Here is a 26238-nt window from a genome sequence, read left to right as displayed (position 1 = left end):
ACATAGAGACTGATGCTCGTTCATAATTAACCGCTAATTTTTAAAAGCGGACACCGGTCCCAGTTCATTTTCCAAATACTCTCTTACCTTTGGAGCAAAAAGCTTCAACTCCGGCAATTGCGCTGTAAACACTTTATGTATCTCCTCATGACGTATATTGGTATATTGCTGGACAAGCATTTTACGGAACGTAATAATCTTTTTAAAACTTTTACTCATTTTTTCCGTAATGACTTTCTCATCAGTTAAAATGTCGACGATATCTTCATAACTTCCCGGGTCGCGCATAATAAAGCCGTCAATCATAGCATTTCCCACATCTAAAATCGCTTCGATAATGATATGCGCGATCCGTTCCAAGGCTGCTTTTTCATAATCATTCGCCCAATCTTTTTTGTCAGCCAATAAAGAGAGCTGCCGTTCAAGAAAAAGAAGAGTTTCGCCGATTTTTTCCCTGTCCACAAAATACATTTCCATGCCACCCTTTCAGACGTGTTCTGCAATGAAAAAAGGACTTCTTTCTTTAAAAGGGAAGAATGATTTTCCCCACATCAGCGCTTTTTTACAAATGAATTGACGGAGCATTTGTTTCATTCCTCTCAGAAGCAAGCGTGAAATACTATTTCATTCTACCATAATAAGCTGTTTTTTTGGTACGGGGACTGGCACTTATTGTGTTAAAATGGCAGAGAAGGAATGTAGAGCTGTTTATGCATCGCTTGTTTGCGATTGGATTTTGCTAAATTTGTTCTAAAAATCGGAGGAATTAATGATGACAAATCGTTTTTTCTTATATGATGATACCGAAGATACGAAGACGCGTTTTGTAAGTTTTATGGGGGAAAATCAGCGTTTTGACTTGGCGATTATTCAAACAGGAAGGCATTACGGCAAACACCTTGTACTTGATATGCAGGGCAACCGATTTGCCATTATTGGCCCTGATGATCTCGATGAGGAAGGTTATTTAGAATACGCTTTTCAACTTTCAGAAGAAGATGCAGAAGAGTTGCGATCTTTCCTTAATGAAATTGTCTAATCTTTTTCTCATCATTATTTTTGCTGGCAGTGAAATAATAATGGTGAGGTGATATAAATGGATAAGGAAAAGGAAGCGTATACCGATTTTTCCAATGTAGAAACACAAAAAAATTATCTTGTGCCGGAGTCGCTGCCAGAAGGAGCTTACGGTTCACCACGCGGAAAAGATAGGCCTGTTGAGAACAAAAGCACCCCGTGGAAAGAAGGTCAGCGTTACTATAGTGCCTACAACTATGAATTCAAATCTCTTCACCAGAACTTGCCCAGACAAATGGCAGGGTCACACCCGCCACACGACGATCCGGATAAAAACGAAGAACTTCCATACACTTCCAATAACGGTTCGCCCGATAAAAAATAATGCAGAAGCGGAAAAAATATGGCGGAGATTTCAAAAAGGGGCTTGGCTCAGAACCGTCTTCCTGTACAAGCCCCTTTCACTTTATCTTTTTACTTTTTTCACCACAAAATATGCACAACCAAAGTTGCAAAACTCATATAAATACTCAGTTAGTGTACTGATTTTTGTATCGAAAGTAGCTTTTTGGTTTTGATCATCGAAAAACCCTTTTAACCGGAGCTGGCCATAGCCCCAGTCCCCTACAATATAATCGTATCTGGTCAATATATCAGTGTATCTTGCACGGAAAGCTTCCTCATTAAAACCATTTCGATTATCTTCTATTACTTCATAGCAAACATTGTTAATACAAATCATATTTTCACCTCTTTTGCTGAGAATTCCTTATTTAAAATTATAACTGATTCACCATCAATTACTAAGAGAAAAAAGCAAACCTCTGGTCATTCTAGTATTGAGGAGGTGTTTAAAATGAGAAGAGTTATGATAATAGCAGGGATGTGCGGTCTTGCCGCATTAACCGCCTGCAACAATAATGATACTGCTGCAGACAGGGATTTATTTAACGACACTGGAAATACGATAAATGTCAATGACCAGCGTGCCGAACTTTACAACAGGGATGATAATCGCGGCTTAAGAAACGTAAGCGAAGATTTTGGCTATGTTCGCCACCAACGAAGCGGAATTCTTGAAGATCGCGGTTCAAACGATCATTATGCAGCAATTGACAGGGAACAGCTTGCAGATATTATCGGCAAATATTGTACAGATGTTCCGAATGTCGATGATGTATCAACTCTCGTAACAGATGAAGAAGTATTAATTGTTTATAATACTGACTCTAAAGACCGTTTTGAAACTGCTGATCAAGTTAAGAAAATGGCTATGTCTGTAGTGCCGCGCTGGTACCATGTTTATGTTACCGATGATGAAAGATTAAGAAAAAATGTTGAAAACTTTGCCACTCTTGATTCAGACAGCAGGAATGTAGATTCGATGATAGATGGAATCGTGAAGCGGATGTTAAAATCCCCTCAAGGACGAGAAATGAACGAGGGTGAAAATGCCAACGGCGAGTCCCGAGGTGAAACGAACGATAATTTAGATCGGGACGACATAAGAGAAAGAACAAAGACTGGAAAGTGAATTTACAAGCTTTAAATCGGATTTCTTAAAAGAAGAGGCTGTCTCATAAAGGTCTGACCCCATGTGATTTATCAATATATAGCACATTTATCCAACATTATGTCCTATATATTGTGTTATGGGGTCTGACCCTTAGGCTTTGAGACAGCCTCTTTCACTTATCCTGATTTTCAAGGCGCTTGCCTTTTCTATTGTCCGGCTCCGGCGTTTGCCGGGCCTTACAAAACCTTTTCGCTTTCTAATAAATTTACTGTGCTTGTTTTGCTTCTTGCTCACCGAGTAGCTGTTTCTTTTTTGACGCTGCATTTACTTGCTCATCAGCATGGTAGGAAGATCGTACAAGCGGTCCTGCCTCACAATGGCTGAAACCTTTTGAAAGGGCAATATCTCTTAATTCCCTGAATTCATCAGGGCGGTAATATTTCACAACACGCAGGTGATTTCGGGTCGGCTGCAAATATTGTCCAATGGTTAAAATGTCAACATGGTTAGCCCTTAGATCATCCATTGTTTGCAAAATTTCTTCGCGAGTTTCGCCTAATCCAATCATCATACTTGATTTTGTTGGAATATTAGGCTGCAACTCTTTAGCCCTCCGCAAAAATTCGAGAGAGCGTTCATATGTAGCTCTTGCCCGAACCCTTGGTGTGAGCCTTCGAACTGTTTCTATGTTATGGTTCAAAATATCTGGACGTGCATCCAAAAGCGTTTTTAAATTTTCATAAACTCCTCCCATATCAGAAGGGAGAACTTCAATTGTTGTAAACGGGTTTTTTCTGCGAATCGCCCTGACGGTTTCCGCAAATACAGCCGCGCCTCCATCTTTGAGGTCATCACGGGCTACCGCTGTGACAACTACGTGCTTCAAATTCATTAAGCTTACTGAATCTGCTACCCGTTCCGGCTCTTTCCAGTCAAGCTCTGTCGGGAGCCCTGTTTTAACGGCACAGAATCGGCATGCCCGGGTACAAACATCGCCTAAAATCATAAACGTAGCGGTTCTTCTTACCGCCCAGCATTCATGAATGTTAGGGCATTTCGCTTCTTCACATACTGTGTGAAGATTTTTTTCACGCATCATCTTTTTCAGGCCCGTATAATTTTCATTTGTATTTAATTTTATTTTTAACCATTCCGGTTTACGCAATAGGTCTTCTTTCTTGCTCATATTTTCCACTCCATTCATCTGAAAAAAGCCAGATATATGCATTCATATTAAAGAGCTTCTAAAGCCACAATATCATAATAAAAATAACAGGACAAGCGAGGCGATTTGTGATTACCATTAATTAATATTTATTAATTTTCCATTGTTTCGCAAACTATTCCTGCAGACTAATTACAAAGGGTGGATTCATGTGAGGTTTCTTCTTATTTTACCTTTAATGCTTACTGTCTTCTTTCCCACAGTAAACGCAAGGGCAGCTGATATGCCTGATATATATGCAAAAAGAATGGAATTATATAAAAGGGTTGAAGCGACAACAAATATTCCATGGTATTATCTGGCGGCGATTGACCAATATGAAAGAAATCTGCGTCAGGCGCGCAAGGATCTTCCAAAAGCTGAAGGGGCAATCGGAATTTATTTCAGGCCTGAAGAATGGGCAGGAATATTAAATCCGGATCCGGCTGATGAAAATCCGGTTTCGATTCAATTTTTTGATGGAATCGGAGTTGACGGAAACGGTGACGGAAAGGCTAGACTTTCGGATGAGGAGGATGTTTTGTATGCATTCGCCAATTTCCTCCTCTCATATGGAACAGATCATGACAATATAAAAATTGGACTATGGGATTATTATAAAAGGGATAAAACTGTCGGGATCATAATCGGAAAAGCAAGAATTTATCATCATTTTGGCCGCATTGATCTTGATGAACATTTATTTCCCGTCCCATTGCGGAGCAACTACAGCTATAAAAACACTTGGGGAAGCGCCCGGGGCTGGGGCGGCCGCCGGATCCACGAAGGCACAGATATTTTTGCAGATTATGGTGTTCCTGTTCGGGCTACTTCCTACGGCATTGTTGAAATGAAAGGTTGGAATCGGTATGGCGGATGGCGCATCGGAATCCGCGACATTAACAATACTTACCATTATTATGCGCATTTAAGCGGATTTGCAAAGGATTTGAAAGTTGGACAAATTGTAGAACCTGGAACGTTAATAGGCGGTGTGGGCAGTTCCGGTTACGGCCCTCCGGGTACATCCGGCAAATTTCCGCCTCATTTGCATTATGGGATGTATAAAGACAACGGTTATACCGAGTGGTCATTTGATCCTTACCCGCATTTAAAATTGTGGGAACGGCAAGAACGACAGAAAGCCCGGCAAAAAAAATAAAAAATTTCATACCGAAAAAAGGGACTGTTCAGAATTTGGACAGTCCTTTTTTATTGGGAAATAATTTTTTAATATACCGAAATATTAAATTAGTCATTCTACAGCGCTAACAATGTTATTTTTTCGTTTCAAAAAATTTTTGAAATTTTATCGTAGACGATATGGAAAAAATAATGTACAATGTTGTCAGAAAATTGATTCTTTTCCTAAGAATCAGCTTCTTCTGCTTAGTTAGAACTTACGGAGTATCATAAGCAACAAAAAATTATTTAGGGGGTAAAGTATGAGAAAAAGAAAATTAACAGGAATTTTTATGTCGCTTATGTTAGCTGCAAGTGTAATGGCAGGATGCGGCGGAAAAAGCGAAAAAACATCAGGAGGCAAAGAAGGAGAAACGATCAAAATTGGTGCCAATCTTGAATTATCAGGAGGTGTTGCCTCTTACGGACAATCGATTGCGGAAGGTATGGAGCTTGCTCTTGATGAAATTAACAAAGAAGGTATTGACGGCAAAAAACTTGAAATTGTCAAAATTGATAACAAATCAGATGCAGCTGAAGCAACAAGCGCCGCAATTAAGCTTGTCAGCCAGGAAAAAGTAGCGGCAATTGTCGGAGCTGCTACAAGTACAAATACACTTGCACAAGTACAAGTTGCCCAAGATAACAAAATACCGCTTATAACTCCGACTGGAACAAATCCGACTATTACAACCAAAGACGGAAAGGTAAACGAGTATGTCTTCAGAACATGCTTTATAGATCCATTCCAAGGAACAGTGGCAGCAAACTTTGCAACTAAAGAACTGGGTGTTAAAAATGCAGCTGTCCTTATCGACAGTGCAAGTGATTATTCAAAAGGACTCGCTGCTTCATTTAAAAAATCATTTAAGAAAAACGGCGGAGAAATCATTGCAGAAGAAGCATATGTAGCGAAAGATACTGACTTCCGTGCAACATTAACGCGCATCAAATCAAAAAATCCAGAATTTGTCTATTTGCCAGGCTATTATGAAGAAGTTGGCCTTATTTTAAAACAAGCCCGCGAAATCGGCCTTGATGTTCCGTTTATGGGCGGCGACGGCTGGGATTCACCGAAGCTTGTTGAAATCGCCGGTCCGGACGCACTCAAAAATACTTATATTACAAACCACTATTCTTCCGGTGACCCTGACAAAAAGATTCAGGATTTTGTAAAAGCGTTTAAAACTAAATTTAATAACAAATCGCCGGATGGTTTTGCTGCTCTTGGCTACGACACGGCATACTTGCTTGCAGATGCCATCAAACGTGCCGGAAGCGCTGATCCTGAAAAAATAAAAGATGCTCTTGCAGAAACAAAAGATCTTGAGCTTATATCAGGAAAAATTACCCTTAATGAAAACCACGATCCGGTAAAATCTGCTTCGATTCTAAAATATGAAAATGGAGAGCAGAAATTTGAAACAAAAGTAAATCCATAAATAAAGTTTCAAAACGAGGCTGTCTCAAAAGCCTAAGGGTCAGACCCCATAACACAATATATAGGACATAATGTTGGATAATTGTGCTATATATTGATAATACACATGGGGCCAGACCCTTATGAGACAGCCTCTAGATTTTCAAGAGAAAACCAGAAAATGTACGTCAATTAGATCTGTCAGGAGAGTGAGAAAATGGAATTCATTCAACAATTGGTAAACGGCATATCACTCGGCAGTATTTATGCACTTATTGCACTCGGTTATACGATGGTTTACGGAATCGTTAAACTGATCAACTTTGCTCATGGTGACATATTTATGATCGGTGCATTCGTTGGGTTCTATTCGATTACGATACTGGAACTCGGCTTTTTTCCCTCATTAATTTTATCAATGGTTGTATGCTCTATTTTTGGAGTATTAATTGAACGGATTGCATATAAACCGTTGAGAAACGCGACGAGGATCGCAGCGCTTATTACTGCAATCGGTGTTTCCTTATTCTTGGAATACGGTACGATTTATTTGCGGGGTGCACAGCCCGAAGCATATCCGGGAGATGTTCTTCCTGCAAAAAAACTTGACTTTTTTGGAATATCCATTAACAGTCAATCATTATTCATTTTAGGCGTTTCTGTCTTTTTAATGATTTTGCTTCAATTTATTGTTCATAAAACGAAAATCGGAAAAGCGATGCGTGCAGTGTCTCACGATTCTGATGCTGCCAAATTAATGGGCATCAACGTAGATAAGACGATTTCTGCAACTTTCGCAATCGGTTCTGCACTCGCCGGAGCCGCAGGTGTCATTTTTGGTACGTACTATGTAAAAATTGAACCTCTAATGGGGATTATTCCTGGTTTAAAAGCCTTCGTTGCTGCGGTATTAGGCGGGATCGGAATTATTCCGGGAGCCATGGTCGGAGGTCTTGTACTTGGGATTGTTGAAGCCTTCGTAAGTGCATCTGGATATTCCCTCTGGCGTGATGGAGTGGCCTTTGTCGTTCTAATCCTTATTCTAATTTTCCGTCCGTCCGGTATATTCGGAAAAAATATAAGAGAAAAAGTTTAGGGGGAAACGTTACAATGGCAATCATCAAGCAATCAAAAGGATTTTGGCTCTCGATTATACTGTCCCTTGCATTATTTTTAGCTGTACAGCTCTTAATCACAGGTCAGTATTTAAATCCTTTTTATGAAAATACTTTATTCTTAATTGCAATCAACATTATTCTTGCAGTCAGTCTTCATCTTATCATCGGAATTACCGGACAGTTTTCCATTGGCCATGCAGGCTTTCTTGCGGTAGGAGCTTACGCTTCAGCCATTATGACAATGAAATTCCAACTGCCATTTGGACTTGCTTTATTAGGTGGCGGGATCGTTGCCGGCTTGGCGGGACTTATTATCGGAATTCCAACTCTCCGCTTGAAAGGAGACTACTTAGCAATTGCAACACTTGGTTTTGGTGAAATTGTCCGAATTTCTCTCTTGAATATTAATTATGTCGGCGGAGCAAGCGGAATGCAGGTATCCCATCTTGCTACATGGCCATGGGTGTTCGGAGGAATGCTTTTTACCATTTTAGCAATTGCCAACTTTACAAATTCAACGCACGGACGAGCATGCCTATCCATTCGTGAGAATGAGATTGCTGCAGATGCAATGGGAATTAACACAACTTATTATAAGGTAGCCGCATTTGTAATCGGTTCCTTTTTTGCCGGCATTGCAGGCGGTCTATACGCCCATAATTTCTATATTATCCAGCCGACAAATTTCGGATTTTTAAAATCATTTGACATTTTGATTTTTGTCGTTCTCGGCGGATTGGGCAGTTTGTCAGGATCTGTCATTGCGGCCATTTTACTGACAATTGTATCTACATTTCTTCAAGATTATCCGGAAACGAGAATGATCATTTACAGTCTTGTGCTTGTGGTAACGATGCTTTACCGCCCGCAAGGTTTGATGGGGAATAAGGAATTGACATCGTTCTTCAAAAAACAGAAAGCTGTTGAAGGGGGAACAGGGAATGGCAGCAAACACACCGTTGCTTAAAGTTCAAAACGCGGGGATTCAGTTTGGTGGTTTAAAGGCTGTTTCCGACGTTAATATTGAAATAGAAAAAGGAAAACTTGTCGGCTTGATCGGACCGAATGGAGCGGGTAAAACGACCTTTTTTAACCTTTTGACAGGTGTATACGTACCGACAGAAGGCAGTATTTTTTTAAATGGAGAAAAGTTGAACGGATTGCCTCCTTATAAAATTACCCGCAAAGGGATCAGCCGGACGTTTCAAAATATTCGCCTGTTCTCTGAACTCACTGTTTTAGATAATGTTAAAATTGCTTATCATTCTCTTGCGAAGCATTCCATTTTAAGTTCCATTTTTCGTTTGCCTTCCCACTTTTCGGGGGAAAAAGAGATGGAAAAGAAAGCAATAGAATTCTTAAAAATTTTTAATTTGGAAAACTACAAATATGAAAAAGCGAAAAATCTTCCTTATGGGCAGCAGAGACGTCTGGAAATTGCCCGGGCACTTGCGGCACATCCAAAATTACTCCTTCTGGATGAACCTGCAGCGGGAATGAATCCTCAGGAAACAAAAGATCTCATGAATTTAATTGCTTTTATCCGTGAACGATTTGATTTGACTGTTTTACTGATTGAGCATGACATGCAGCTAGTTATGGGAGTTTGTGAACACATTTATGTACTTGATCACGGTCAATTGATCGCCCAGGGAACGCCGGAGGAAATTAAGAATAACCCGAAAGTAATTGAGGCGTATCTAGGCGAGGAGGTATCATAATGCTAAAAGTTGAGGGAATAAATGTTTATTATGGAAATATTCAGGCGCTAAAAGGAGTGTCCCTTGAAATTCATCAAGGAGAAATCGTAACTCTTATAGGAGCAAACGGTGCGGGAAAAAGCACTTTGTTAAAGGCAATTTCAGGTTTGCTGAAACCAAAACAGGGAGATATCTTATTTGCAGGCCAATCCATTTCCGGAAAGCCTGCCCAAACGATCGTAAAGCTGGGAATTTCCCATGTACCTGAAGGCCGAAGGGTTTTCTCCAATATGAGTGTTGAGGAAAATCTTGAATTAGGTGCGTTTTTGCGTAAAGATAAACAAGGCATTCAAGAAGATTTTAAAAAAGTGTATGAATTGTTCCCCCGCTTGCATGAACGCCGCAAGCAGCAGGCCGGTACTTTATCAGGCGGAGAACAGCAAATGCTTGCAATGGGGCGCGCCTTAATGGCACGGCCAAAGCTCCTTCTTTTAGACGAGCCGTCTATGGGCCTTGCACCGCTGCTCGTAAAAACGATCTTTCGCATTATCGAAGAAATCAATTCAAATGGTACGACGATACTGCTTGTTGAACAAAATGCTCATATGGCACTGTCAATAGCCAATCGGGCATATGTAATCGAAACGGGGCGGGTCGTATTATCTGGTTCGGCAAAAGAATTGAACGAAAGCGATCAAGTCCGAATGGCATACTTGGGAGGTCATTAGGAAGAATCAGGCCTATCTGCTTCGTTCCATTCGTAATTTGACAATCTTAAAGCAGTGCTGACTCATAAGGGGCTGCTCCCTCCAACAATGACATATAGAATGTTTATATTAGTGTTTGTCTATATGTTGTATTGGAGGGGTCTGGCCTTTTATTATTTGGCAGCAGCTAATTGATTTATATGTTTCATCACAGCTTTTCATTCGCTTCCTGGCAGCTCAATTGATGGAGATGATTTTCCTCCTCCACCATTATAAAATTGCGGAACATCTCCTTCTTCATACACAGTTACTAATGGTATATCCTGAATAATAGTTGTTACATTCGTCGAAAAAGGGAGGATAATTTGAACATCGACAACAAGATGCAGAACAACTTTAATTGCTGTATTATTGATTCCAACTTCTTCAAATTCTGTCTTAATATCATAACCAACATTACCAATCGCATGAAACCTAATTGGAATTTGCGGACCGAGGTTTCCGAGCAAAGCATTATTGGTAGCCTGCCCAAGCGGGACATAATAGACAATTCCTTCTTGTTTTGTATTATCGGTCTCAATATCAACATCTGCCAGTGTCTGTAAATCTTCTAAATATCCTTTTTCTGCTTGCTTTAAATTTTTTTCAATCATATTAACTGTTTCACCGGCAACCCGGTTAATTATCTCGTTATTTAAAATGATACGTGATTCAGAACCTTCATCAGGAACGATAACAGGATTACTACCCATTCCAACAGCTATTTTTTTATTAACCGCATTATTAATAACAAGAGTCGCTATTCTTCTTGTTTGGGTTTCCGCATAACTCCTTAAGTTTGGTTCAATACCATCATTGATGATCCATAACCCGGCTGCAGTTGAAAACGCGAAAAACACAAAAGTAAGCAAAAAAACATATTGAAAAGGCAGCGGGCCTTTCCGCGGCAGCCGGCCGCGAAATTTAGCCAACATAAATCCCCCCTTTACAAGCTATATGTATGCTGCAAAAGAGGGAAGTAGCGCAAAAATAAGAAAAATCATATTAAAATGCAGCGTCACACACGTTAATGACTAATGACGCGTTGGGATCCTTGACTTCATAATTAGCGAAAAATTCTTTTTAACTTCCACTCCAATAAATCCCTTAAAAACTCGGGCAAGTAATATTTTTTATGTTCTGCGCGGAAAATTGCCGGAAAGAACCTTCCAAAGGTAAACATATCTGGAATCGCAAGTTTATAGACAGCATCTAAATTAATCTCTTTATAATTTATGAATATGGAATTATTCATTCCATCATTTGAAAATAATATTTTATCGTACACAAATTTCCCCATTAAAGTCCCTCTGAATCCGAGCCCTTTTACTTGCAGTTCCGGCCATTTGGAATCAAGTGTATCAATAAGCACTTCTTTCAGCTCACGTCCAGAAAGTTTAACAACACAAGGATTAATAGGGTGAGGGCAAATATTCAATAAATCATATTTAGTGACAGTACCTTCATTCAATCCGTTCAAAATAAGCCCTGAATTTATGAAAGCACAATCAGCCTGCGTCCATTCCCGGAGTGCTTTACAAAGAATCATAGGAAGCTCCGATTCTCTAAAATTGTCCGTTTTCAATGGACCAGGCAAATCAACTGCTTTTTCGCACAGCATGTCTTTTCCTGCCTGATATAAATCATTAATAAACTTTTCTTCATCAGGGGCAGGCTCCATTTCGTTTGTATCATAAAGCAATGCTTTTTTGCGTACGATCTTCATTTCACCTGTATTGACTTCAAGCATGATATGTCCGACATACTGGCCATGTTTTCCTGCAGCTCCCAAGATACAATCATTGATTTCTTTTCCTTCATGGAAAATATGATGAGTATGTGCACCTAATATCACATCAATTTGCGGAAAAAGTTCAGCAATTTGTTCATCTTCATTAATACCTAAATGGGAGAGCAAAATGATGATATCTGCTTTAGACGTTAATTCCTTTAATTGGATTGATAATTCTTTAATTGGATCAGACAAATTCCAGCCAAGCAAATGGTAAAAATGCGAGAAATAAGCAGTTAGCCCTATAACACCAATCCGTGTGCCTCTTTTTGTTGTGTAGAGCATATACGGACGCGCCCAGTCCGGTCGTGTTCCATCCGATTGAAAAAGGTTAGCTGCAAGTACTTGAAATTGTGATTGATTATACATTGTATCCAAATCTTCATATGAAAGAGTAATTCCCTCATTGTTGCCGATGGTGACTGCCGTATATCCTGCTTGGTTTAATAGCCTTGTATTTCCTTTTCCCCTCGTCGCCTCGGAAAAAGGGTGCCACCGGTCCATATGGTCACCAATATCGAAAATTAAGACTTCATCCCCATTTTCTTCGTGCCATTTTTTTCTTGTTGAAAGGAGATAATGAATACGCGGCCAGTGCTCAAAATGGCTATGTAAATCATTTGTATGATAAATATGGATATTTTCCATGTTACCAACTCTCATTCTAACTGATGATATCTGTACAAATTTTTACTGTGATGTTTTATTTCCCTTTGATATTCATTGAACAAAATATTTCCCGCCTAATAAATGGGTGTCTTATTCGAGATTTTAAGAAAAGTTCGATCCCCACATTCTTAAAACAAATCAAGCTGTCTTGGCGCCAGCCTATTTATAAACTGTTTGGCGTTGTCCGCTGCATCTCCGCCGGAGTTGTTATTAAACAGCACGTAAACATTTTGGCACTCCTTCTCCAGCTCCTTTACATGGAGTGCCCATTCTTCCAGCTCTTCTCGATTGTAGCGGTAAAGGTATCTGACTTCGCGCCAATTTTGATTTTTTTCTTGATCCAGCCGTGGACATTTCTGCCATGAAAACGAACTAGCACTTTGTCAGAACGTGTCGTCTCAAGAACCGCCGGAATCGATCCTTGCCCTGCCTGCGGTTCATCGCAAATGCTGTGTATCCAGTTTTCACGTTTCATAAAGGAGATTGTCTTATCCTTCATTTCCGGTGTAAACCAGGATTGATGACGAAATTCCAATGCACATGGTATATCCCCCATCTGCTCTTTCGCCCATCGTAAATAGTTGACATTATCCCTTTTGCAGTCAAACCATGGCGGAAACTGAAAAAGAACCATCGCCAGCTTCCCGGCTGCGATATACGGCTCTATGGAGTCGCGAAAAGCTTGAAACATTTCTGTTTTATTTAGAAAAGGAATGTCTCCCCGCTGGTGGCCGGTCATTCCCTGATAAGCTTTCACGATGAATTGAAACGAATCAGGGGTTTCCTCGACCCATCTTGCAGCGTTTCGCACAGGCTGAATCGCATAAAAAGCAGAATCAACTTCCACAACAGGGAAATGTCCTGCATATTCTTTTAATTTTTCCCTTGGAGGTGTGTGAGACAAGTATAAGCTATCATGATCTCCCCACCCGGTTACGCCAATTAAAATCATGGAAACACCTCTCATACAACATGATAGCATATCGCTGGAGTTATGAGTATTCAATCACGTCTAATAAGCTTTATTTAATTTAAAGTCTTTCATTTGATTTATGTCCCTTTATTCTCGTTTATGAGCTGCAATTTAATTTATGAACAAATCTCGGCGAAAGCTCACATGAAAAAACCGCCTGCCGGCCGGCAGACGGTCATCAAACATTATCCAATTGAACCTTCCATTTCAAATTTGATCAGACGGTTCATTTCAACTGCGTATTCCATTGGAAGCTCTTTTGTAAATGGCTCGATAAAGCCCATTACAATCATTTCTGTTGCTTCTTCTTCAGAAATACCGCGGCTCATTAAATAGAATAACTGCTCTTCGGACACTTTTGAAACTTTTGCTTCATGCTCCAATGAAATATTGTCATTTAAAATTTCATTGTATGGGATTGTGTCTGAAGTAGATTGATTATCCATAATGAGTGTATCACATTCAATATTTGCACGAGCTCCATCCGCCTTTCGTCCGAAGTGGACGATTCCGCGGTACGTCACTTTTCCACCCTGTTTTGAAATCGATTTGGAAACGATTGTGGATGAAGTGTTTGGTGCAAGGTGAATCATTTTTGCCCCTGCATCCTGATGCTGCCCCTTACCGGCAAGCGCAATCGATAATGTCATCCCGCGGGCGCCTTCCCCTTTCAAGATAACAGCCGGGTACTTCATTGTAAGCTTAGAGCCGATATTGCCGTCAATCCATTCCATTGTAGCGTTTTCTTCACAAACAGCTCTCTTTGTTACAAGGTTATAAACATTGTTTGCCCAGTTTTGAATAGTTGTATAACGGCAGTACGCATCTTTCTTAACGATGATTTCAACGACAGCACTGTGAAGAGAGTTTGTTGTGTAAACAGGCGCAGTACATCCTTCAACATAATGAACATGTGCGCCTTCATCAACGATAATCAGCGTCCGCTCAAACTGTCCCATATTTTCAGAGTTAATTCGGAAATAAGCTTGAAGCGGAGTTTCCACTTTCACGCCTTTTGGAACGTAGATGAATGAACCACCGGACCATACAGCAGAGTTAAGTGCGGCAAATTTATTATCGGTAGGCGGAACCACCTTTGCCCAATGCTCACGGAAAATATCCTCGTTTTCTTTCAGCGCTGAGTCAGTATCTTTAAAAATAATTCCCTGCGCTTCAAGATCTTCTTTCATATTGTGATAAACAACTTCGGATTCGTATTGGGCAGAAACCCCTGCCAAATACTTTTGCTCGGCTTCCGGTATGCCCAGTTTATCAAATGTTCGTTTAATTTCTTCTGGAACCTCATCCCAGGAACGTCCAGAACGCTCTGTAGGTTTTACATAGTATGTGATTTCATCAAAGTTTAATGAAGATAAGTCTCCGCCCCATTGCGGCATCGGCATGCTATAGAAATGCTCCAATGATTTCAAACGGAAATCAAGCATCCATTGGGGCTCGCCCTTCATTTTAGAAATTTCCTCTACAATTTCACGCGTTAATCCGCGCTTTGATCGGAATACGGAAACGTCTTTATCGGCAAAGCCATATTTATAATCACCGATTTCAGGCATTTTTTTAGCCATTATCGTTTTCCTCCCTTTGTGCAAAAAAGGGTAAGCAACCCTTTCTGCTATTTATTTTGTTCCTGTTCCATCAAGCCTTTCTCCATTGCTTTCCATGCTAAAGTTGCACATTTAATCCTGGAAGGGAACTTTGAAACACCTTGCAATGCTTCAATATCCCCTAAATCCAGATCTTCATCATACTCTTTCCCCTGCATCATATTCGAAAAAATTTTAGAAAGCTTTATAGCTTCTTCAATCTTTTTCCCCTTAATGGCCTGGGTCATCATCGAAGCGGATGACAACGAGATGGAACAGCCTTCGCCTTCGAATTTGGCGTCAATGACTTTTCCGTCCTCCACTTTCATCGTCAAATGAATCCTGTCGCCACAAGTAGGGTTGTTCAAATTGACTGTTAAGCTGCCATCCTCTAAAACCCCTTTGTTTCGAGGGTTTTTATAATGATCCATTATTACCTGGCGATAAAGGGTATCTAAATTGTTAAAAGACATCGCTGAAATACTCCTTTGTCTTGACAAGCCCTTTCACAAGCTTATCAATGTCGTCTTCTGTATTGTATAAATAGAAGCTTGCACGGGCAGTTGCGGAAACATCGAGCCATTTCATAAGAGGCTGTGCGCAATGGTGGCCTGCACGAACGGCAATTCCTTCTGCATCCAATACAGTAGCTACATCATGTGGATGAACATCTTTAATGTTGAAAGTAACAAGACCTGCTCGCTTATCCGGATCTTTCGGCCCGTAAATGGTTATTCCTTCTATTTCGGAAAGTTTCTTAAGCGCGTAAGAAACGAGCTTATGTTCATGTTCCAGAATATTTTCAAGACCGATATCCTGAAGAATATCAATTGCAGCACCTAAGCCGATTGCACCCGCAATAATTGGTGTGCCGCCTTCAAATTTCCATGGAAGCTCTTTCCATGTAGACTCATAAAGTCCGACGAAGTCGATCATTTCTCCGCCAAATTCAACCGGCTCCATATTTTCGAGAAGGTGCTTTCTCCCGTATAATACCCCTATTCCGGTTGGACCACACATCTTATGGCTTGAAAAAGCAAAGAAATCGCAATCAAGGTCCTGAACATCAATCTTCATATGGGGTGCACTTTGTGCTCCGTCTACCACCATAATTGCGCCATTTTCATGCGCGATTTTTGCAATTTCTTTAATAGGGTTAATAGTCCCTAGAACATTTGACACATGCATGATCGACACGATTTTTGTATTTGGAGTAATTGTCTCGCGCACATCGTCAAGACTGATTGTTCCATCTTCTTGAAGAGGTAAATATTTTAATGTTGCTCCAGTATATTTCGCCGCTTGCTGCCATGGAATAATATTGCTGTGGTGCTCCATGTAAGAGATCAGTATCTCATCGCCTTTTGTCAAGTTGGCACGCGCGTAGCTTGCAGCAACCGTATTTAAAGCGGTTGTTGTTCCTCTCGTAAAAATAACTTCTTCTGTTGATTTTGCATTGATAAATTTCCTTACTTTTTCCCGAGCTCCCTCATAAGCATCAGTTGCCCGCGTTCCGAGAGTATGAACCCCGCGGTGTACATTTGAATTGTACTCGCGGTAATATTTATCTAATGATTCAATAACCGAAATGGGCTTTTGTGAAGTGGCTGCGTTATCCAAATAAACAAGCCGATTCCCATTGACTTCTTGATCAAGGATCGGAAACATTTTGCGAATATCCTGGACATTCATTATTTTACTTTCCTTTCAATGACATTCATGAGCTGTTTTTTTACGCCTTCTATTGGAAGTTCGTTTACAACAGGTGCCAGGAAGCCATGAATAATTAATCGTTCAGCTTCTGTTTTTGGAATTCCGCGGCTCATTAAATAGTAGAGCTGCATCGGATCAACGCGGCCGACAGATGCTGCGTGGCCTGCCGTTACATCATCTTCATCGATCAAAAGGATCGGGTTTGCATCACCGCGTGCTTTTTCACTCAGCATTAACACCCGTGATTCCTGCTCAGCATTTGATTTTGATGCACCGTGTTCAATTTTTCCGATTCCATTAAAGACCGAAGTGGCACTGTCTTTCACAACGCCATGCTTTAAGATATAACCTTCAGTATGCTTGCCGAAATGGATAACCTTTGTCGTAAAATTTTGAATTTGATCGCCGCGACTGACAACTACTGTTTTTGTGTCGCCAAGTGATCCGTCACCAACAAGGTTCGTTATATTTTCGGATATCGTGTTTCCATCATTCATTAACCCAAGCGCCCATTCAATCCGCGCGTCTCTTTCCGCTACCCCGCGGCGATTAACGTATGTCGTCGCACCATCGGCAAGAGTATCGACAGCCCCGTATTGTACTTTTGCATTTGCTTTAGCAATCACTTCTGTAACGATATTGAAAACACTGTTCGCTCTTTCCATTGTTGAGACATAGTTTTCAACATAAGTTACCGAACTGTTGTCATCAGCAACAACGAGAACGTGGTTAAACATGTTTGCTTCTTCATCATCATGGATATAGACAGCTTGAATTGGTTCAGAAACTTCCACGTTTTTCGGAACATACAGGAATGCTCCCCCGTTAATAAGGGCTGCATGGAGGGCAGTTAAACGGTGCTCATCCGGTTTAACGGCCGTTTTCATTAAATGCTTTTCCAGAAGATCGCCATATTCGCGAACTGCTGTAAAAATATCTGTGAAAACAACGCCTTTTTCTTGCAATTCGTTCGATAATGACAAATAAGCAGGGCGGTTATTTCGCTGGATATATAAATTTTTATTGCTTGCTTCGAGATCAATTAATGACCTTGCTTCTTCCGTAAGTTCATTTAATGATGGGAAATCTTCACTTTTTACGACATGCTTGCTGAACTGTGTGAAGTTCCAATTATCGATTTTCGTTTTATCAGGCTTTGGCAGCGGCAATTGGTCAACCATTGAAAGAGCCTGTAAACGCAATTCTGTGAGCCAAGCCGGTTCGCCCATTTCTTTTGAAAACGAACTTACATACTCCTGGTCGAATGGTAATTTTGTTTCTGTAGTCATTGTTATCCCCCTAACGCTTACGCTTCTTGCCCAACTGTTTCGTCTTCAATGCCAAGTTCTTTCTTGATCCAGTCGTATCCTTCCGCTTCTAAGCGCAGTGCGAGCTCAGGCCCGCCTGATTTAACAATACGGCCTTGCATCATAACATGCACAAAATCAGGAGTAATGTAGTTTAAAAGACGCTGATAGTGAGTAATGATCAAGCAGCCGAAATCTTTGCCCCTCATTTCGTTAATGCCTCTTGACACAATTTTTAAGGCGTCAATGTCAAGTCCGGAGTCAATTTCATCAAGAATGGCAATTTTCGGCTCAAGCATCATTAACTGGAGAATTTCATTCCGTTTTTTCTCCCCGCCTGAGAACCCTTCATTTACATATCGCTGTGCCATATCCAAGTCCATTTCTAATAATTCCATTTTGCTGTCCATTTTACGGATAAATTTCATTAATGAAATTTCATTTCCTTCACCAAGACGGCTGTTAATCGCTGATCGCAGAAAATCAGCATTTGTTACGCCGCTGATTTCACTAGGATATTGCATAGCAAGAAACAGGCCGGCACGTGCACGTTCATCCACTTCCATTTCTAAAACGTTCTGGCTGTCAAGAGTAATGCTGCCTTTTGTTACTTCATATTTTGGATGCCCCATGATAGCTGAAGATAACGTTGATTTACCAGTACCATTAGGCCCCATTATCGCATGGATTTCTCCGCCTTTAACTTCAATGTTTACACCTTTTAAGATCTCTTTACCATCAATTTCTACATGTAGGTCTTTAATTGTTAATGTCGATCCTGCCATTATAATACCTCCGTTACGAAAAGAAAGATTTGTATCTGTCGGCTTTTTAAGACCGCATACTCTCTATTCTCATTTTATTCTCATTACAATCTTATAACAAATGAAAAGTGTTAGCAACTTTTTCAGTTATTAACTGTTGATGGGGACCTTGTACGAAGCAGCCATTCTTTTTTCGCACCAATATGCATGTCCACAAAATTTTTTCCCCTTTGTTTTGCTTGTATGCATATAAGTTGAAAACCAGTGCACAAATTGCACTGGTTTCCTTCTTTCTTCCTTATTAATATAGGTTGCATCTCTAAAAATGAAATTTTCGCACTAAATCCGCAACCATCCGTTGGCTTTTTATATATTCTTTTTCACGCTTCTTTTCTATCCGCATTCGTACATCACGCTTCCGGCAGTAAACTTCGTATCCAACACCATGGGCTGCTTGCATAGCTTTTTCCATTCCGCTTGTATAGTTCAACTGTAAATGACTGATAACGAATCCTTCCCTTCGTTTTTTTTCGCTTGTTGGCGATTGTTGAACAATTTAATGTTAACATTCTTTCAATATCCGGTTCAAAAGCGAAAAAACGGTAAATACGCCGTTATTTTGGAATGGCAAAGGATTGAATGTAGCTGTGCTTCCATTTTCACAGAATTTTTTGAGAATCCTGCCAAATGGAACCCCCGAAGATTTAAGTTTGGCTCTTTCATTTAAGTACGCTTGAATATATATGAAAAAGGGGCTGTCTCATAAGGGTCTGACCCTTAGGCTTTTGAGACAGCCTCCCGCCAATTATTATTCAGAAACCGGTACAACGGCTCCTTTATATTTTTCAAGGATGAAATCTTGAATTTCTTTCGAATGAAGAACTTCTACAAGAGTTTTAATTTCTTCCTTATTCTCGTCACCTTTGCGAACCGCAATGATGTTCACATACGGGGAATCTTTACCTTCGATTGCAATCGAGTCTTCAATTGGATTCAATCCGGCATCAATTGCAAAGTTTGAGTTAATAAGGACTGCATCGCCTTCGCCATTGTTAAAAATTTGCGGAAGCAAAGAAGGTTCATATTCTGCATCAAATTTTAACTTTTTAGGGTTATCGACTATATCGTCAATAGTCGCCTCTGTTTTATTTACGCCTTCTTTTAAAGTAATAAGGCCTTCTTTTTCAAGCATTGATAAAATACGGCCATGGTCAGCAACAGAGTTGCTTATGATGATGTGCGCTCCTTCAGGAAGCTCATCAAGGCTTTTATATTTCTTAGAATAAACTCCGATTGGTTCGATATGGATTCCGCCTGCATTTACAAAATCATAGCCATGTTCTTTCTTTTGCGTTTCTAAATAAGGAATGTGCTGGAAGTAGTTGGCATCAAGTTCTCCTTCATCCAGTGCCTGATTCGGTAAAACATAGTCTTGGAATGTTTCAATTTTTATGTCGATTCCTTTTTCAGCAAGCAACGGTTTAGCTTTTTCTAAAATTTCAGCGTGCGGCACGTTAGATGCACCTACAACTAATTCTTTTTTGCCTTCTTCTTTACCCTCTTTGCCTCCTTCGCTTCCTGTGGACTCCTTTTCAGAAGTTCCGCATGCAGCTACTACTAGTGCAACTGCAAGTGCTAAAATGACACTTAACCATTTTTTCATAATTTTTCCCCCTTTAACGTTTGTCTATTTTTGATGTAAAGTAATCTCCAATAAATTGGATAATAAATACGATAATTAAAATGATAACTGTTGCCATAAAAGTTACATCAAATCGATTGCGCTGGAATCCTTCCAAATATGCAAGGTTTCCAAGTCCACCGGCGCCGATTACGCCTGCCATTGCTGTATAGCTGACTAACGCAATGGCCGTAACTGTAATCCCGGAAACAAGAGCAGGCATCGATTCAGGAAGCAGAACTTTCCATATGATAGTACTTGTTTTTGCTCCCATCGATTTCGCCGCTTCGATCACGCCTTTGTCAATTTCCCGAAGGCCTATTTCCACCATTCGTGCATAAAATGGGGCTGCACCAATAATTAGCGCCGGCAGTGCCGCATTTTCTCCAATCATCGTTCCGACAATCAATTTTGTAAACGGAATCAATAAAACAATCAAAATGATGAATGGAATAGAACGGAAAATATTGACAAACGCACTAATGACCGTATTAATAGCTTTGTTCTCCCATAAATTTCCTTTTGAAGTAAGAAAAAGCAATAACCCAAGAGTGACTCCAAATACGAAAGTTGCCAAAACGGAAATAGCGGTCATGTAGAGCGTTTCGAATGTTGCTTCCCACATTTTCTCCCAGTTAACGTTAGGCATAAATGTTTCAAGCATGATTGATCACCTCCACTCCAACTTGCTGTGAGCGGATATAATCAACTGCTTTTGTAATCTCTTCATTTTCACCATCTAAGTGAATAAACAAAGTGCCGTAAGACCCGTTTTGGGTTTGCGAAATTTTGCCTTGCAGAATATTCGCCGTAACCTGGTAATTACGTAAAAGGTTTGTCATAAGAGGCTGTTGCGCAGCATCCCCGACAAACGTCAGCTTGACTACTTGTCCATGCGGATAGCTTTCGAGCAAGTGCTGAACAGTTTCTTTTGTTTCCTCCGGTTCTGTAACCTGTTGAACAAACCTCTTTGTAATCGGCTGCTGTGGGTTTTTAAATACTTCCAGGACAGATCCCAGTTCGACTACTTTGCCGCCTTCCATTACCGCAACGCGGTGGCATATTTTTCTGATGACATACATTTCATGCGTTATCAGGACGATGGTCAATCCAAGCCGTTTATTTATATCCACAAGCAAATCAAGAATGGAATCAGTTGTTTGCGGATCCAATGCTGATGTTGCTTCATCACACAAAAGGACTTTTGGATTGTTAGCAAGTGCCCTGGCAATGCCAACTCTTTGCTTTTGCCCGCCGCTTAGCTGAGAAGGATATGCATCTTCACGTCCTTCCAAACCAACAAGCTTGATTAGCTCATCCACACGTTTAAGCCGTTCTGTTCGATTTACTCCGGCAATTTCAAGAGGAAATGCGATATTTTCACGAACGGTGCGAGACCAAAGCAAGTTGAAATGTTGGAAAATCATACCGATTTCATGGCGGGCTTTTCGCAGATCTCTTCCTCTGATTTTTGAAACTTCCCTGCCAGCAACTGTGATGGAACCTTCTGTCGGAATTTCAAGGCCGTTCAGCATCCGGATTAATGTACTTTTCCCGGCGCCGCTATAGCCAATGACTCCAAAGATCTCTCCTTCTTTTATCTCCAGGCTGACATTTTGAACCGCTTTCACTTGGCCGTGTTTGGAAGGATAAATCTTTTTCACGTTTTTTATTGAAATCAAATGATTCACCTTCTTTATATCTGCGTTAACACATAGATAGTTATCAATTTGTAATCTCAGGCTGCTTATTGGCGTTTCTTTATATTTCAGCAGAAAGCGGCAATTCATTCATCATTTCCGCTGATCACCCTGCTCGGATTAAATGAAAAGCCTTTCTGCAAAATGAGCAGAAAGGCATTATTATTATCTATCCTTTCTCTCATCTTTCAAAGCTGATGCTTTGTGTGAATTGGCACCATTTCACTGCATAAATGCCAGTGACGGTTGCCGGGTTTCATAGGGCACATCCCTCCACCTCTCTTGATAAGAGCGAAACATCATTCTCTATTCAATTAATAATTTAATAGATTTAAGCAGCAGTTAATTACAAACGTTATCATATCACGGATATAAAAAGGTGTCAATGACTTGCATTTTAATTTGTTTCAGATTATTTATTATTAGGTTTTTGAATTTCTAAGCTTCTGTGGATAGTGATGTTATACCTGTAGCCGCTTCAATTGCCTGCTCAAGGTCTTCAATTAAGTCATCCACATGCTCGATGCCAACTGAAAGGCGAATGAGATCCTCAGGAACCCCGGCTGCTTTTAATCCTTCAGCATCCAACTGCTGATGAGTAGTGCTGGCCGGATGGATAATTAAACTTTTTGCATCGCCGACATTGGCAACATGCGCCCAAAGTGTTAGAGAATTGATCAATTTGGCGCCAGCTTCCCGTCCTCCTTCGATTCCGAAAACAACGATCGAGCCAGCTCCTTTTGGCAAATACTTTTCTGCAAGTGCTTTATCAGGATGGCTTTCATGTCCAGGATACAGAATCCATTTTACAGCCGGGTGGTTTTCCAAATAACTGACGATTTTTTGTGCGTTTGCAACATGTTCCTTCATCCGCACATGGAGCGTCTCCAGTCCCAAAGTGAATTGAAAAGCATTTTGCGGGCTTAATGCCGGGCCCATATCTCTAAGAAGCTGGACACGAGCTTTTACAATATAAGCGAGAGGACCAAGCGCCTCACTGTAAACAATATTATGATAGCTTGGATCCGGTTCAGTGAAACCAGGGAATTTTGGTGAATTCCAATCGAATTTTCCGCCATCTACAATAATTCCTCCTAATGTTGTCCCATTTCCAACAATCCATTTTGTTGCAGAATGGATGACAATATCAGCTCCATGCTCGATTGGACGGCAAAGGTATGGGGTGGCAAACGTATTATCTATAATTAACGGAATTCCCGCTTCATGAGCAATATTTGCAACTTTTTCAATGTCCAGCACTCTTAAAGAAGGGTTCCCGATTGTTTCAGCAAAAACAGCCTTTGTTTTTTCCGTTATAGCTTTGCGGAAATTTTCCGGATCCGTAGAATCAACCAACTTAACATTAATGCCATATTTCGGAAGCGTAACGGTAAAAAGGTTATACGTTCCTCCATATAAATTGGAAGCTGCTACAATTTCATCTCCTGCTTCAGCAATATTTAAGATTGCCAGAGTGATGGCAGCCTGTCCGCTGGCAAGTGCCAACGCGCCAGCACCGCCTTCAAGCAATACAACCCTTTCTTCGAATACTGTGACAGTTGGATTGTGAATCCGCGTATAAATATAGCCCGGCTCTTTTAATCCAAATAAATTTGCAGCATGTTCCGTATTCTTAAACTGATAAGCGTTATTTTGATAGATAGGTACAGCTCTTGCCCCCGTTACCGGATCAGGGGACAATCCTCCGTGAACTCCTAATGTTTCAAATCGATATTTCTTTTGTTTTTCCGTCATCATCAACTCTCCTTCAAAATACAGATAAAAAAAACTCTTCCATAAGAAGAGGGATCTTAATCATCTCTTCTTATCTTCCAGAGCAGCCGCTCTGCTGGAATTAGCACCGTGTATAAAACCGGTTGCCGGGCTTCATCGGGCCAGTCCCTCCGCCGCTCTTGATAAGATTATAAAATTTTTCCGTCAAACTAGTTTGAATATTTAAAACGATAGTATCACCTTTTATTCTCATAGTCAACTAATATTATCCTTTTAGTAAGAAATTATTTTCATCATTAATAGATTCCTTGTTATTTGTTAAATACCTTTATCACACGTTCGACATTAAAAATAACAATACCAATCATTTCCCGAGAAATATGTCAAATTATACAACTTCACATTTAAGCTGCTTTGCTTTAGTCTAAAAAAAAGAACCAGGCAAAAAGCACCTGATTTTTCATTAATTTATTATCGTTTTAATTTTGTCCAATAAATAAGGAACAGAACGAAGAGCATAGATTTTTTCCATCCATTCGCCATCCTTTACTAACATTATACAAGGCACACTTTCAATTAAAATTTCTTTTGCAAGATCGGGCATATAATTTAGATCGGCTTTACCGAAGGGAATTGACGGCAGTAATTCTGAAACGACTTCAAGCATCTTTCCTCCGACCTGGCAAGTTCCGCATAAAGGAGTATAAAAATAGATAACTGCTGTTTTTTTATCTTTTACTAAGTTTTTTATATCTTGCTGTGTCCATTCCTTCATCTTAAAAATAATCATCCTTTTTTAAATAATGGGTGTGAACATCGATGTTCGCTCCCAATAGTACGGTGGCTAAATGATGTTCCGGAGCAGTTGCTACTTCCCTGTACATCCTGTCAATGTATAAATGTTCAGCGTTAGGGAATTCCCTTTTTAACAGCTTGCGCAGCTTTTCACCTGCTTCATCTGAATCAACAAGTATATAAACATCCTTTTCAAAAAGGAGATCAATCCATTCATCCAGTTTTGTCATACTGATTGTCCCATTCGTGCAAAAAATTTCAACAGGCTCCTTTACAATGCTTTTGACTTTTCTTTTATCGGATTTTCCCTCAACAATTAAGACTTTCTCAATTTTTTCTTCGATCATCTTTATCACCTGAGAATAGAGTAATATTCTTACATCACCATATTCAGTTTTTATTCATTTTGTGTAGTCCTCCATTGCAGATAACTCTATTGTTACTTATTTTTAGAATGATTGCAAAAGACAAGCCTTGGAAGTTCGTTTGGAAAATCATGAAAAAAACGCCTTGAAACTTCAAGGCGCTTTAAAAATTAATCTTCTTTTATCATTTCTTCATATTGTTCAGCTGTCATTAAGTTGTCGACTTCACTTATATCAGATGGTTCAATTACAATCATCCATGCTTTTTCATAAGGAGATTCATTTACAAATTCAGGGTTGTCATTCAATTCTTCATTTACTTCTACAACCTTGCCGCTAATTGGCGCATATAATTCGGAAACAGTTTTTACAGATTCAACGCTTCCAAATGGCTCATTTACAGTCACTTTGTCCCCTGCTTCAGGAAGTTCAACGAAAACAATGTCGCCTAGTTCAGACTGTGCAAAGTCAGTGATTCCTACACGCACCTTGTTCCCTTCTACTTTTACCCACTCGTGCTCTTCAGAATAGCGTAGCTCTTTTGGTGTATTCATATGATAATCCCTCCAAAATTAATTCATATTCTATAATCGAATAATAACAATTATTCACCTATGTTTGCCAACAAAAACTAATTTCTTCAAGATTTTCTTAAGATAGCCACATTTTTTCGAATTCTTCTTCTCTAAAACCTACGGTTACTTTATTGCCGTCGGTTACAATGGGACGTTTGATTAACATGCCGTCTGAAGCTAATAAATCAAGCAGTACGTCTTTCGAGGCTGTTTTTATTTTGTCCTTTAAGCCTAATTCACGATATTTTTGACCGCTTGTATTAAAAAACTTTTTCAATTCAAGCCCGCTTTTTTCGATCATTTCTTCTAATTCCGGACGTGAAGGAGGATTTTCTGCAATATGTATTTCTTTAAAAGTTACATTATGATCTTCAAGCCACTTTTTCGCCTTTCTGCAAGTGCTGCATTTAGGATACCAATAAAAAGCTAATGCCATCAACCCACCACCCAATGTTATCTTATCCAAATTTTTATTCTGTCAATGCCATAGTACCATAATAGTTGTAAATTTCCTAACATGGAGTGATATTATCCTAAATTTTCTTGCAGTAAAATTTGCAAAGTAAAAATCTCCTTCCTGCTCTGTAAAATTTAAAGAATTTCTAACTACTCTTTTATACAAATTGCGACAGCCGCCGATAGGTTATCAATTAGATGAAAGCGATT

General features: G+C 39.9%; 28 protein-coding genes, 1 pseudogene and 2 riboswitches. Of the genes and pseudogenes, 9 read left to right on the top strand and 20 right to left on the bottom strand.

Going from position 1 to position 26238, the window contains the following annotated elements:
* Nucleotides 1–33 precede the first annotated feature (33 nt).
* The gene (gene hepT / locus PB1_RS09575; protein WP_003352179.1) at nucleotides 34–471 is read right to left on the bottom strand and encodes a type VII toxin-antitoxin system HepT family RNase toxin; all 438 of its coding nucleotides are present in this window, start codon (nucleotides 469–471) and stop codon (nucleotides 34–36) included.
* Between the two features lie 301 nt (nucleotides 472–772).
* Here hepT and PB1_RS09570 point away from each other — a divergent pair, with 301 nt between their 5' ends.
* Nucleotides 773–1039, top strand: coding sequence for a DUF3055 domain-containing protein (locus PB1_RS09570; RefSeq protein WP_003352178.1), 267 nt, complete (start codon nucleotides 773–775; stop codon nucleotides 1037–1039).
* A gap of 57 nt (nucleotides 1040–1096) precedes the next feature.
* The gene (locus PB1_RS09565) at nucleotides 1097–1402 is read left to right on the top strand and encodes a hypothetical protein (protein ID WP_003352177.1); all 306 of its coding nucleotides are present in this window, start codon (nucleotides 1097–1099) and stop codon (nucleotides 1400–1402) included.
* 81 nt (nucleotides 1403–1483) lie between these two features.
* Here the strand turns inward: PB1_RS09565 and PB1_RS09560 are convergent, their stop codons facing one another.
* Nucleotides 1484–1759, bottom strand: coding sequence for a YutD family protein (locus tag PB1_RS09560; RefSeq protein WP_003352176.1), 276 nt, complete (start codon nucleotides 1757–1759; stop codon nucleotides 1484–1486).
* Between the two features lie 114 nt (nucleotides 1760–1873).
* Between PB1_RS09560 and PB1_RS09555 the strand changes: the two genes are divergently transcribed.
* Nucleotides 1874–2551, top strand: coding sequence for a YhcN/YlaJ family sporulation lipoprotein (locus tag PB1_RS09555; RefSeq protein ID WP_003352175.1), 678 nt, complete (start codon nucleotides 1874–1876; stop codon nucleotides 2549–2551).
* A gap of 247 nt (nucleotides 2552–2798) precedes the next feature.
* Here PB1_RS09555 and lipA read toward each other — a convergent pair whose 3' ends face one another.
* The gene (gene lipA, locus PB1_RS09550) at nucleotides 2799–3719 is read right to left on the bottom strand and encodes a lipoyl synthase (protein ID WP_003352174.1); all 921 of its coding nucleotides are present in this window, start codon (nucleotides 3717–3719) and stop codon (nucleotides 2799–2801) included.
* A gap of 217 nt (nucleotides 3720–3936) precedes the next feature.
* On the opposite strand from lipA, the gene PB1_RS09545 reads away from it, so the two are divergent.
* The 6 genes from PB1_RS09545 to PB1_RS09520 all read left to right on the top strand — a co-directional run bounded on the left by PB1_RS09545 (nucleotide 3937) and on the right by PB1_RS09520 (nucleotide 9885).
* A complete protein-coding gene (locus tag PB1_RS09545; RefSeq protein WP_034645170.1) occupies nucleotides 3937–4899 on the top strand; it encodes a M23 family metallopeptidase in 963 nt (320 codons plus the stop codon).
* Between the two features lie 283 nt (nucleotides 4900–5182).
* Complete coding sequence (locus PB1_RS09540) at nucleotides 5183–6361, top strand: ABC transporter substrate-binding protein (RefSeq protein WP_003352172.1); 1179 nt, start codon at nucleotides 5183–5185, stop codon at nucleotides 6359–6361.
* Nucleotides 6362–6556: 195 nt separating this feature from the next.
* The gene (locus tag PB1_RS09535; protein ID WP_003352170.1) at nucleotides 6557–7435 is read left to right on the top strand and encodes a branched-chain amino acid ABC transporter permease; all 879 of its coding nucleotides are present in this window, start codon (nucleotides 6557–6559) and stop codon (nucleotides 7433–7435) included.
* Nucleotides 7436–7449: 14 nt separating this feature from the next.
* On the top strand, nucleotides 7450–8424 hold the full coding sequence (locus PB1_RS09530) for a branched-chain amino acid ABC transporter permease (protein WP_003352169.1): 975 nt from the start codon (nucleotides 7450–7452) through the stop codon (nucleotides 8422–8424).
* Entirely contained in the window at nucleotides 8399–9178 is a 780-nt protein-coding gene (locus tag PB1_RS09525; protein ID WP_003352168.1) for an ABC transporter ATP-binding protein, read from the top strand. The genes PB1_RS09530 and PB1_RS09525 overlap by 26 nt, the downstream gene beginning before the upstream one ends.
* Nucleotides 9178–9885, top strand: a complete 708-nt coding sequence (locus PB1_RS09520; RefSeq protein ID WP_003352167.1) for an ABC transporter ATP-binding protein — start codon at nucleotides 9178–9180, stop codon at nucleotides 9883–9885. Before PB1_RS09525 ends, PB1_RS09520 begins: the two co-directional genes overlap by 1 nt.
* Before the next feature lie 197 nt (nucleotides 9886–10082).
* Here PB1_RS09520 and yunB read toward each other — a convergent pair whose 3' ends face one another.
* The 17 genes and pseudogenes from yunB to PB1_RS09440 form a co-directional block, all read right to left on the bottom strand.
* Entirely contained in the window at nucleotides 10083–10838 is a 756-nt protein-coding gene (gene yunB, locus PB1_RS09515; RefSeq protein WP_003352166.1) for a sporulation protein YunB, read from the bottom strand.
* Nucleotides 10839–10969: 131 nt separating this feature from the next.
* Nucleotides 10970–12343 carry a bifunctional metallophosphatase/5'-nucleotidase gene (locus PB1_RS09510; RefSeq protein ID WP_003352165.1) on the bottom strand — a complete coding sequence of 458 codons (1374 nt, stop codon included), beginning with the start codon at nucleotides 12341–12343 and terminating at the stop codon, nucleotides 10970–10972.
* A gap of 149 nt (nucleotides 12344–12492) precedes the next feature.
* A pseudogene (locus tag PB1_RS09505) lies at nucleotides 12493–13316 on the bottom strand (DUF72 domain-containing protein).
* A 206-nt stretch (nucleotides 13317–13522) separates the two neighbouring features.
* Nucleotides 13523–14920, bottom strand: coding sequence for a Fe-S cluster assembly protein SufB (gene sufB, locus PB1_RS09500; protein ID WP_003352163.1), 1398 nt, complete (start codon nucleotides 14918–14920; stop codon nucleotides 13523–13525).
* Between the two features lie 47 nt (nucleotides 14921–14967).
* Nucleotides 14968–15411: a Fe-S cluster assembly sulfur transfer protein SufU gene (sufU, locus tag PB1_RS09495; RefSeq protein WP_003352162.1), complete on the bottom strand. Its 444-nt coding sequence runs from the start codon at nucleotides 15409–15411 to the stop codon at nucleotides 14968–14970.
* Complete coding sequence (locus PB1_RS09490; protein ID WP_003352160.1) at nucleotides 15401–16630, bottom strand: cysteine desulfurase; 1230 nt, start codon at nucleotides 16628–16630, stop codon at nucleotides 15401–15403. Before PB1_RS09490 ends, sufU begins: the two co-directional genes overlap by 11 nt.
* Entirely contained in the window at nucleotides 16630–17940 is a 1311-nt protein-coding gene (sufD, locus tag PB1_RS09485; RefSeq protein ID WP_003352158.1) for a Fe-S cluster assembly protein SufD, read from the bottom strand. Before sufD ends, PB1_RS09490 begins: the two co-directional genes overlap by 1 nt.
* A gap of 17 nt (nucleotides 17941–17957) precedes the next feature.
* A complete protein-coding gene (gene sufC, locus PB1_RS09480) occupies nucleotides 17958–18743 on the bottom strand; it encodes a Fe-S cluster assembly ATPase SufC (RefSeq protein ID WP_003352157.1) in 786 nt (261 codons plus the stop codon).
* A gap of 298 nt (nucleotides 18744–19041) precedes the next feature.
* A complete protein-coding gene (locus PB1_RS17715; RefSeq protein WP_420796298.1) occupies nucleotides 19042–19194 on the bottom strand; it encodes a YuzK family famiily protein in 153 nt (50 codons plus the stop codon).
* A gap of 336 nt (nucleotides 19195–19530) precedes the next feature.
* Entirely contained in the window at nucleotides 19531–20385 is an 855-nt protein-coding gene (locus tag PB1_RS09475) for a MetQ/NlpA family ABC transporter substrate-binding protein (protein ID WP_003352155.1), read from the bottom strand.
* Between the two features lie 13 nt (nucleotides 20386–20398).
* A complete protein-coding gene (locus tag PB1_RS09470) occupies nucleotides 20399–21067 on the bottom strand; it encodes a methionine ABC transporter permease (RefSeq protein WP_003352154.1) in 669 nt (222 codons plus the stop codon).
* A complete protein-coding gene (locus tag PB1_RS09465; protein WP_003352153.1) occupies nucleotides 21060–22085 on the bottom strand; it encodes a methionine ABC transporter ATP-binding protein in 1026 nt (341 codons plus the stop codon). Before PB1_RS09465 ends, PB1_RS09470 begins: the two co-directional genes overlap by 8 nt.
* A 196-nt stretch (nucleotides 22086–22281) precedes the next feature.
* A riboswitch (SAM riboswitch) is annotated at nucleotides 22282–22395 on the bottom strand.
* A 146-nt stretch (nucleotides 22396–22541) separates the two neighbouring features.
* The gene (locus tag PB1_RS09460; protein WP_003352152.1) at nucleotides 22542–23858 is read right to left on the bottom strand and encodes an O-acetylhomoserine aminocarboxypropyltransferase/cysteine synthase family protein; all 1317 of its coding nucleotides are present in this window, start codon (nucleotides 23856–23858) and stop codon (nucleotides 22542–22544) included.
* Between the two features lie 67 nt (nucleotides 23859–23925).
* A riboswitch (SAM riboswitch) is annotated at nucleotides 23926–24026 on the bottom strand.
* A 274-nt stretch (nucleotides 24027–24300) separates the two neighbouring features.
* The gene (locus tag PB1_RS09455) at nucleotides 24301–24612 is read right to left on the bottom strand and encodes a thioredoxin family protein (RefSeq protein WP_003352150.1); all 312 of its coding nucleotides are present in this window, start codon (nucleotides 24610–24612) and stop codon (nucleotides 24301–24303) included.
* Nucleotide 24613: 1 nt separating this feature from the next.
* Nucleotides 24614–24979, bottom strand: coding sequence for a toprim domain-containing protein (locus tag PB1_RS09450; RefSeq protein WP_003352149.1), 366 nt, complete (start codon nucleotides 24977–24979; stop codon nucleotides 24614–24616).
* A gap of 188 nt (nucleotides 24980–25167) precedes the next feature.
* Nucleotides 25168–25551 (bottom strand): glycine cleavage system protein GcvH, encoded by a 384-nt coding sequence (gene gcvH / locus PB1_RS09445; RefSeq protein WP_003352148.1) that lies wholly within the window; start codon nucleotides 25549–25551, stop codon nucleotides 25168–25170.
* A 97-nt stretch (nucleotides 25552–25648) separates the two neighbouring features.
* Nucleotides 25649–26008: an arsenate reductase family protein gene (locus PB1_RS09440; RefSeq protein WP_003352147.1), complete on the bottom strand. Its 360-nt coding sequence runs from the start codon at nucleotides 26006–26008 to the stop codon at nucleotides 25649–25651.
* Between the last annotated feature and the right edge of the window lie 230 nt (nucleotides 26009–26238).

This window comes from Bacillus methanolicus PB1 (assembly GCF_000262755.1).
Classification (GTDB): domain Bacteria; phylum Bacillota; class Bacilli; order Bacillales; family Cytobacillaceae; genus Bacillus_Z; species Bacillus_Z methanolicus.
This window is presented reverse-complemented; position numbering and strand designations above follow the sequence as displayed.

Bases quoted from the DNA above. Each gene is read 5' to 3' on its own strand.
- sufB (WP_003352163.1), bottom strand. From the start codon at position 14,920: ATGGCTAAAAAAATGCCTGAAATCGGTGATTATAAATATGGCTTTGCC.
- PB1_RS09450 (WP_003352149.1), bottom strand. From the start codon at position 24,979: ATGATCGAAGAAAAAATTGAGAAAGTCTTAATTGTTGAGGGAAAATCC.
- PB1_RS09560 (WP_003352176.1), bottom strand. From the start codon at position 1,759: ATGATTTGTATTAACAATGTTTGCTATGAAGTAATAGAAGATAATCGA.
- PB1_RS09475 (WP_003352155.1), bottom strand. From the start codon at position 20,385: ATGAAAAAATGGTTAAGTGTCATTTTAGCACTTGCAGTTGCACTAGTA.
- PB1_RS09570 (WP_003352178.1), top strand. From the start codon at position 773: ATGACAAATCGTTTTTTCTTATATGATGATACCGAAGATACGAAGACG.
- PB1_RS09460 (WP_003352152.1), bottom strand. From the start codon at position 23,858: ATGACGGAAAAACAAAAGAAATATCGATTTGAAACATTAGGAGTTCAC.
- PB1_RS09530 (WP_003352169.1), top strand. From the start codon at position 7,450: ATGGCAATCATCAAGCAATCAAAAGGATTTTGGCTCTCGATTATACTG.
- lipA (WP_003352174.1), bottom strand. From the start codon at position 3,719: ATGAGCAAGAAAGAAGACCTATTGCGTAAACCGGAATGGTTAAAAATA.
- PB1_RS09565 (WP_003352177.1), top strand. From the start codon at position 1,097: ATGGATAAGGAAAAGGAAGCGTATACCGATTTTTCCAATGTAGAAACA.
- hepT (WP_003352179.1), bottom strand. From the start codon at position 471: ATGTATTTTGTGGACAGGGAAAAAATCGGCGAAACTCTTCTTTTTCTT.
- PB1_RS09470 (WP_003352154.1), bottom strand. From the start codon at position 21,067: ATGCTTGAAACATTTATGCCTAACGTTAACTGGGAGAAAATGTGGGAA.
- gcvH (WP_003352148.1), bottom strand. From the start codon at position 25,551: ATGAATACACCAAAAGAGCTACGCTATTCTGAAGAGCACGAGTGGGTA.
- PB1_RS09455 (WP_003352150.1), bottom strand. From the start codon at position 24,612: ATGAAGGAATGGACACAGCAAGATATAAAAAACTTAGTAAAAGATAAA.
- sufC (WP_003352157.1), bottom strand. From the start codon at position 18,743: ATGGCAGGATCGACATTAACAATTAAAGACCTACATGTAGAAATTGAT.
- sufD (WP_003352158.1), bottom strand. From the start codon at position 17,940: ATGACTACAGAAACAAAATTACCATTCGACCAGGAGTATGTAAGTTCG.
- PB1_RS09535 (WP_003352170.1), top strand. From the start codon at position 6,557: ATGGAATTCATTCAACAATTGGTAAACGGCATATCACTCGGCAGTATT.
- PB1_RS09490 (WP_003352160.1), bottom strand. From the start codon at position 16,630: ATGAATGTCCAGGATATTCGCAAAATGTTTCCGATCCTTGATCAAGAA.
- sufU (WP_003352162.1), bottom strand. From the start codon at position 15,411: ATGTCTTTTAACAATTTAGATACCCTTTATCGCCAGGTAATAATGGAT.
- PB1_RS09555 (WP_003352175.1), top strand. From the start codon at position 1,874: ATGAGAAGAGTTATGATAATAGCAGGGATGTGCGGTCTTGCCGCATTA.
- PB1_RS09520 (WP_003352167.1), top strand. From the start codon at position 9,178: ATGCTAAAAGTTGAGGGAATAAATGTTTATTATGGAAATATTCAGGCG.
- yunB (WP_003352166.1), bottom strand. From the start codon at position 10,838: ATGTTGGCTAAATTTCGCGGCCGGCTGCCGCGGAAAGGCCCGCTGCCT.
- PB1_RS17715 (WP_420796298.1), bottom strand. From the start codon at position 19,194: ATGGAAAAAGCTATGCAAGCAGCCCATGGTGTTGGATACGAAGTTTAC.
- PB1_RS09525 (WP_003352168.1), top strand. From the start codon at position 8,399: ATGGCAGCAAACACACCGTTGCTTAAAGTTCAAAACGCGGGGATTCAG.
- PB1_RS09545 (WP_034645170.1), top strand. From the start codon at position 3,937: ATGCTTACTGTCTTCTTTCCCACAGTAAACGCAAGGGCAGCTGATATG.
- PB1_RS09540 (WP_003352172.1), top strand. From the start codon at position 5,183: ATGAGAAAAAGAAAATTAACAGGAATTTTTATGTCGCTTATGTTAGCT.
- PB1_RS09440 (WP_003352147.1), bottom strand. From the start codon at position 26,008: ATGGCATTAGCTTTTTATTGGTATCCTAAATGCAGCACTTGCAGAAAG.
- PB1_RS09510 (WP_003352165.1), bottom strand. From the start codon at position 12,343: ATGGAAAATATCCATATTTATCATACAAATGATTTACATAGCCATTTT.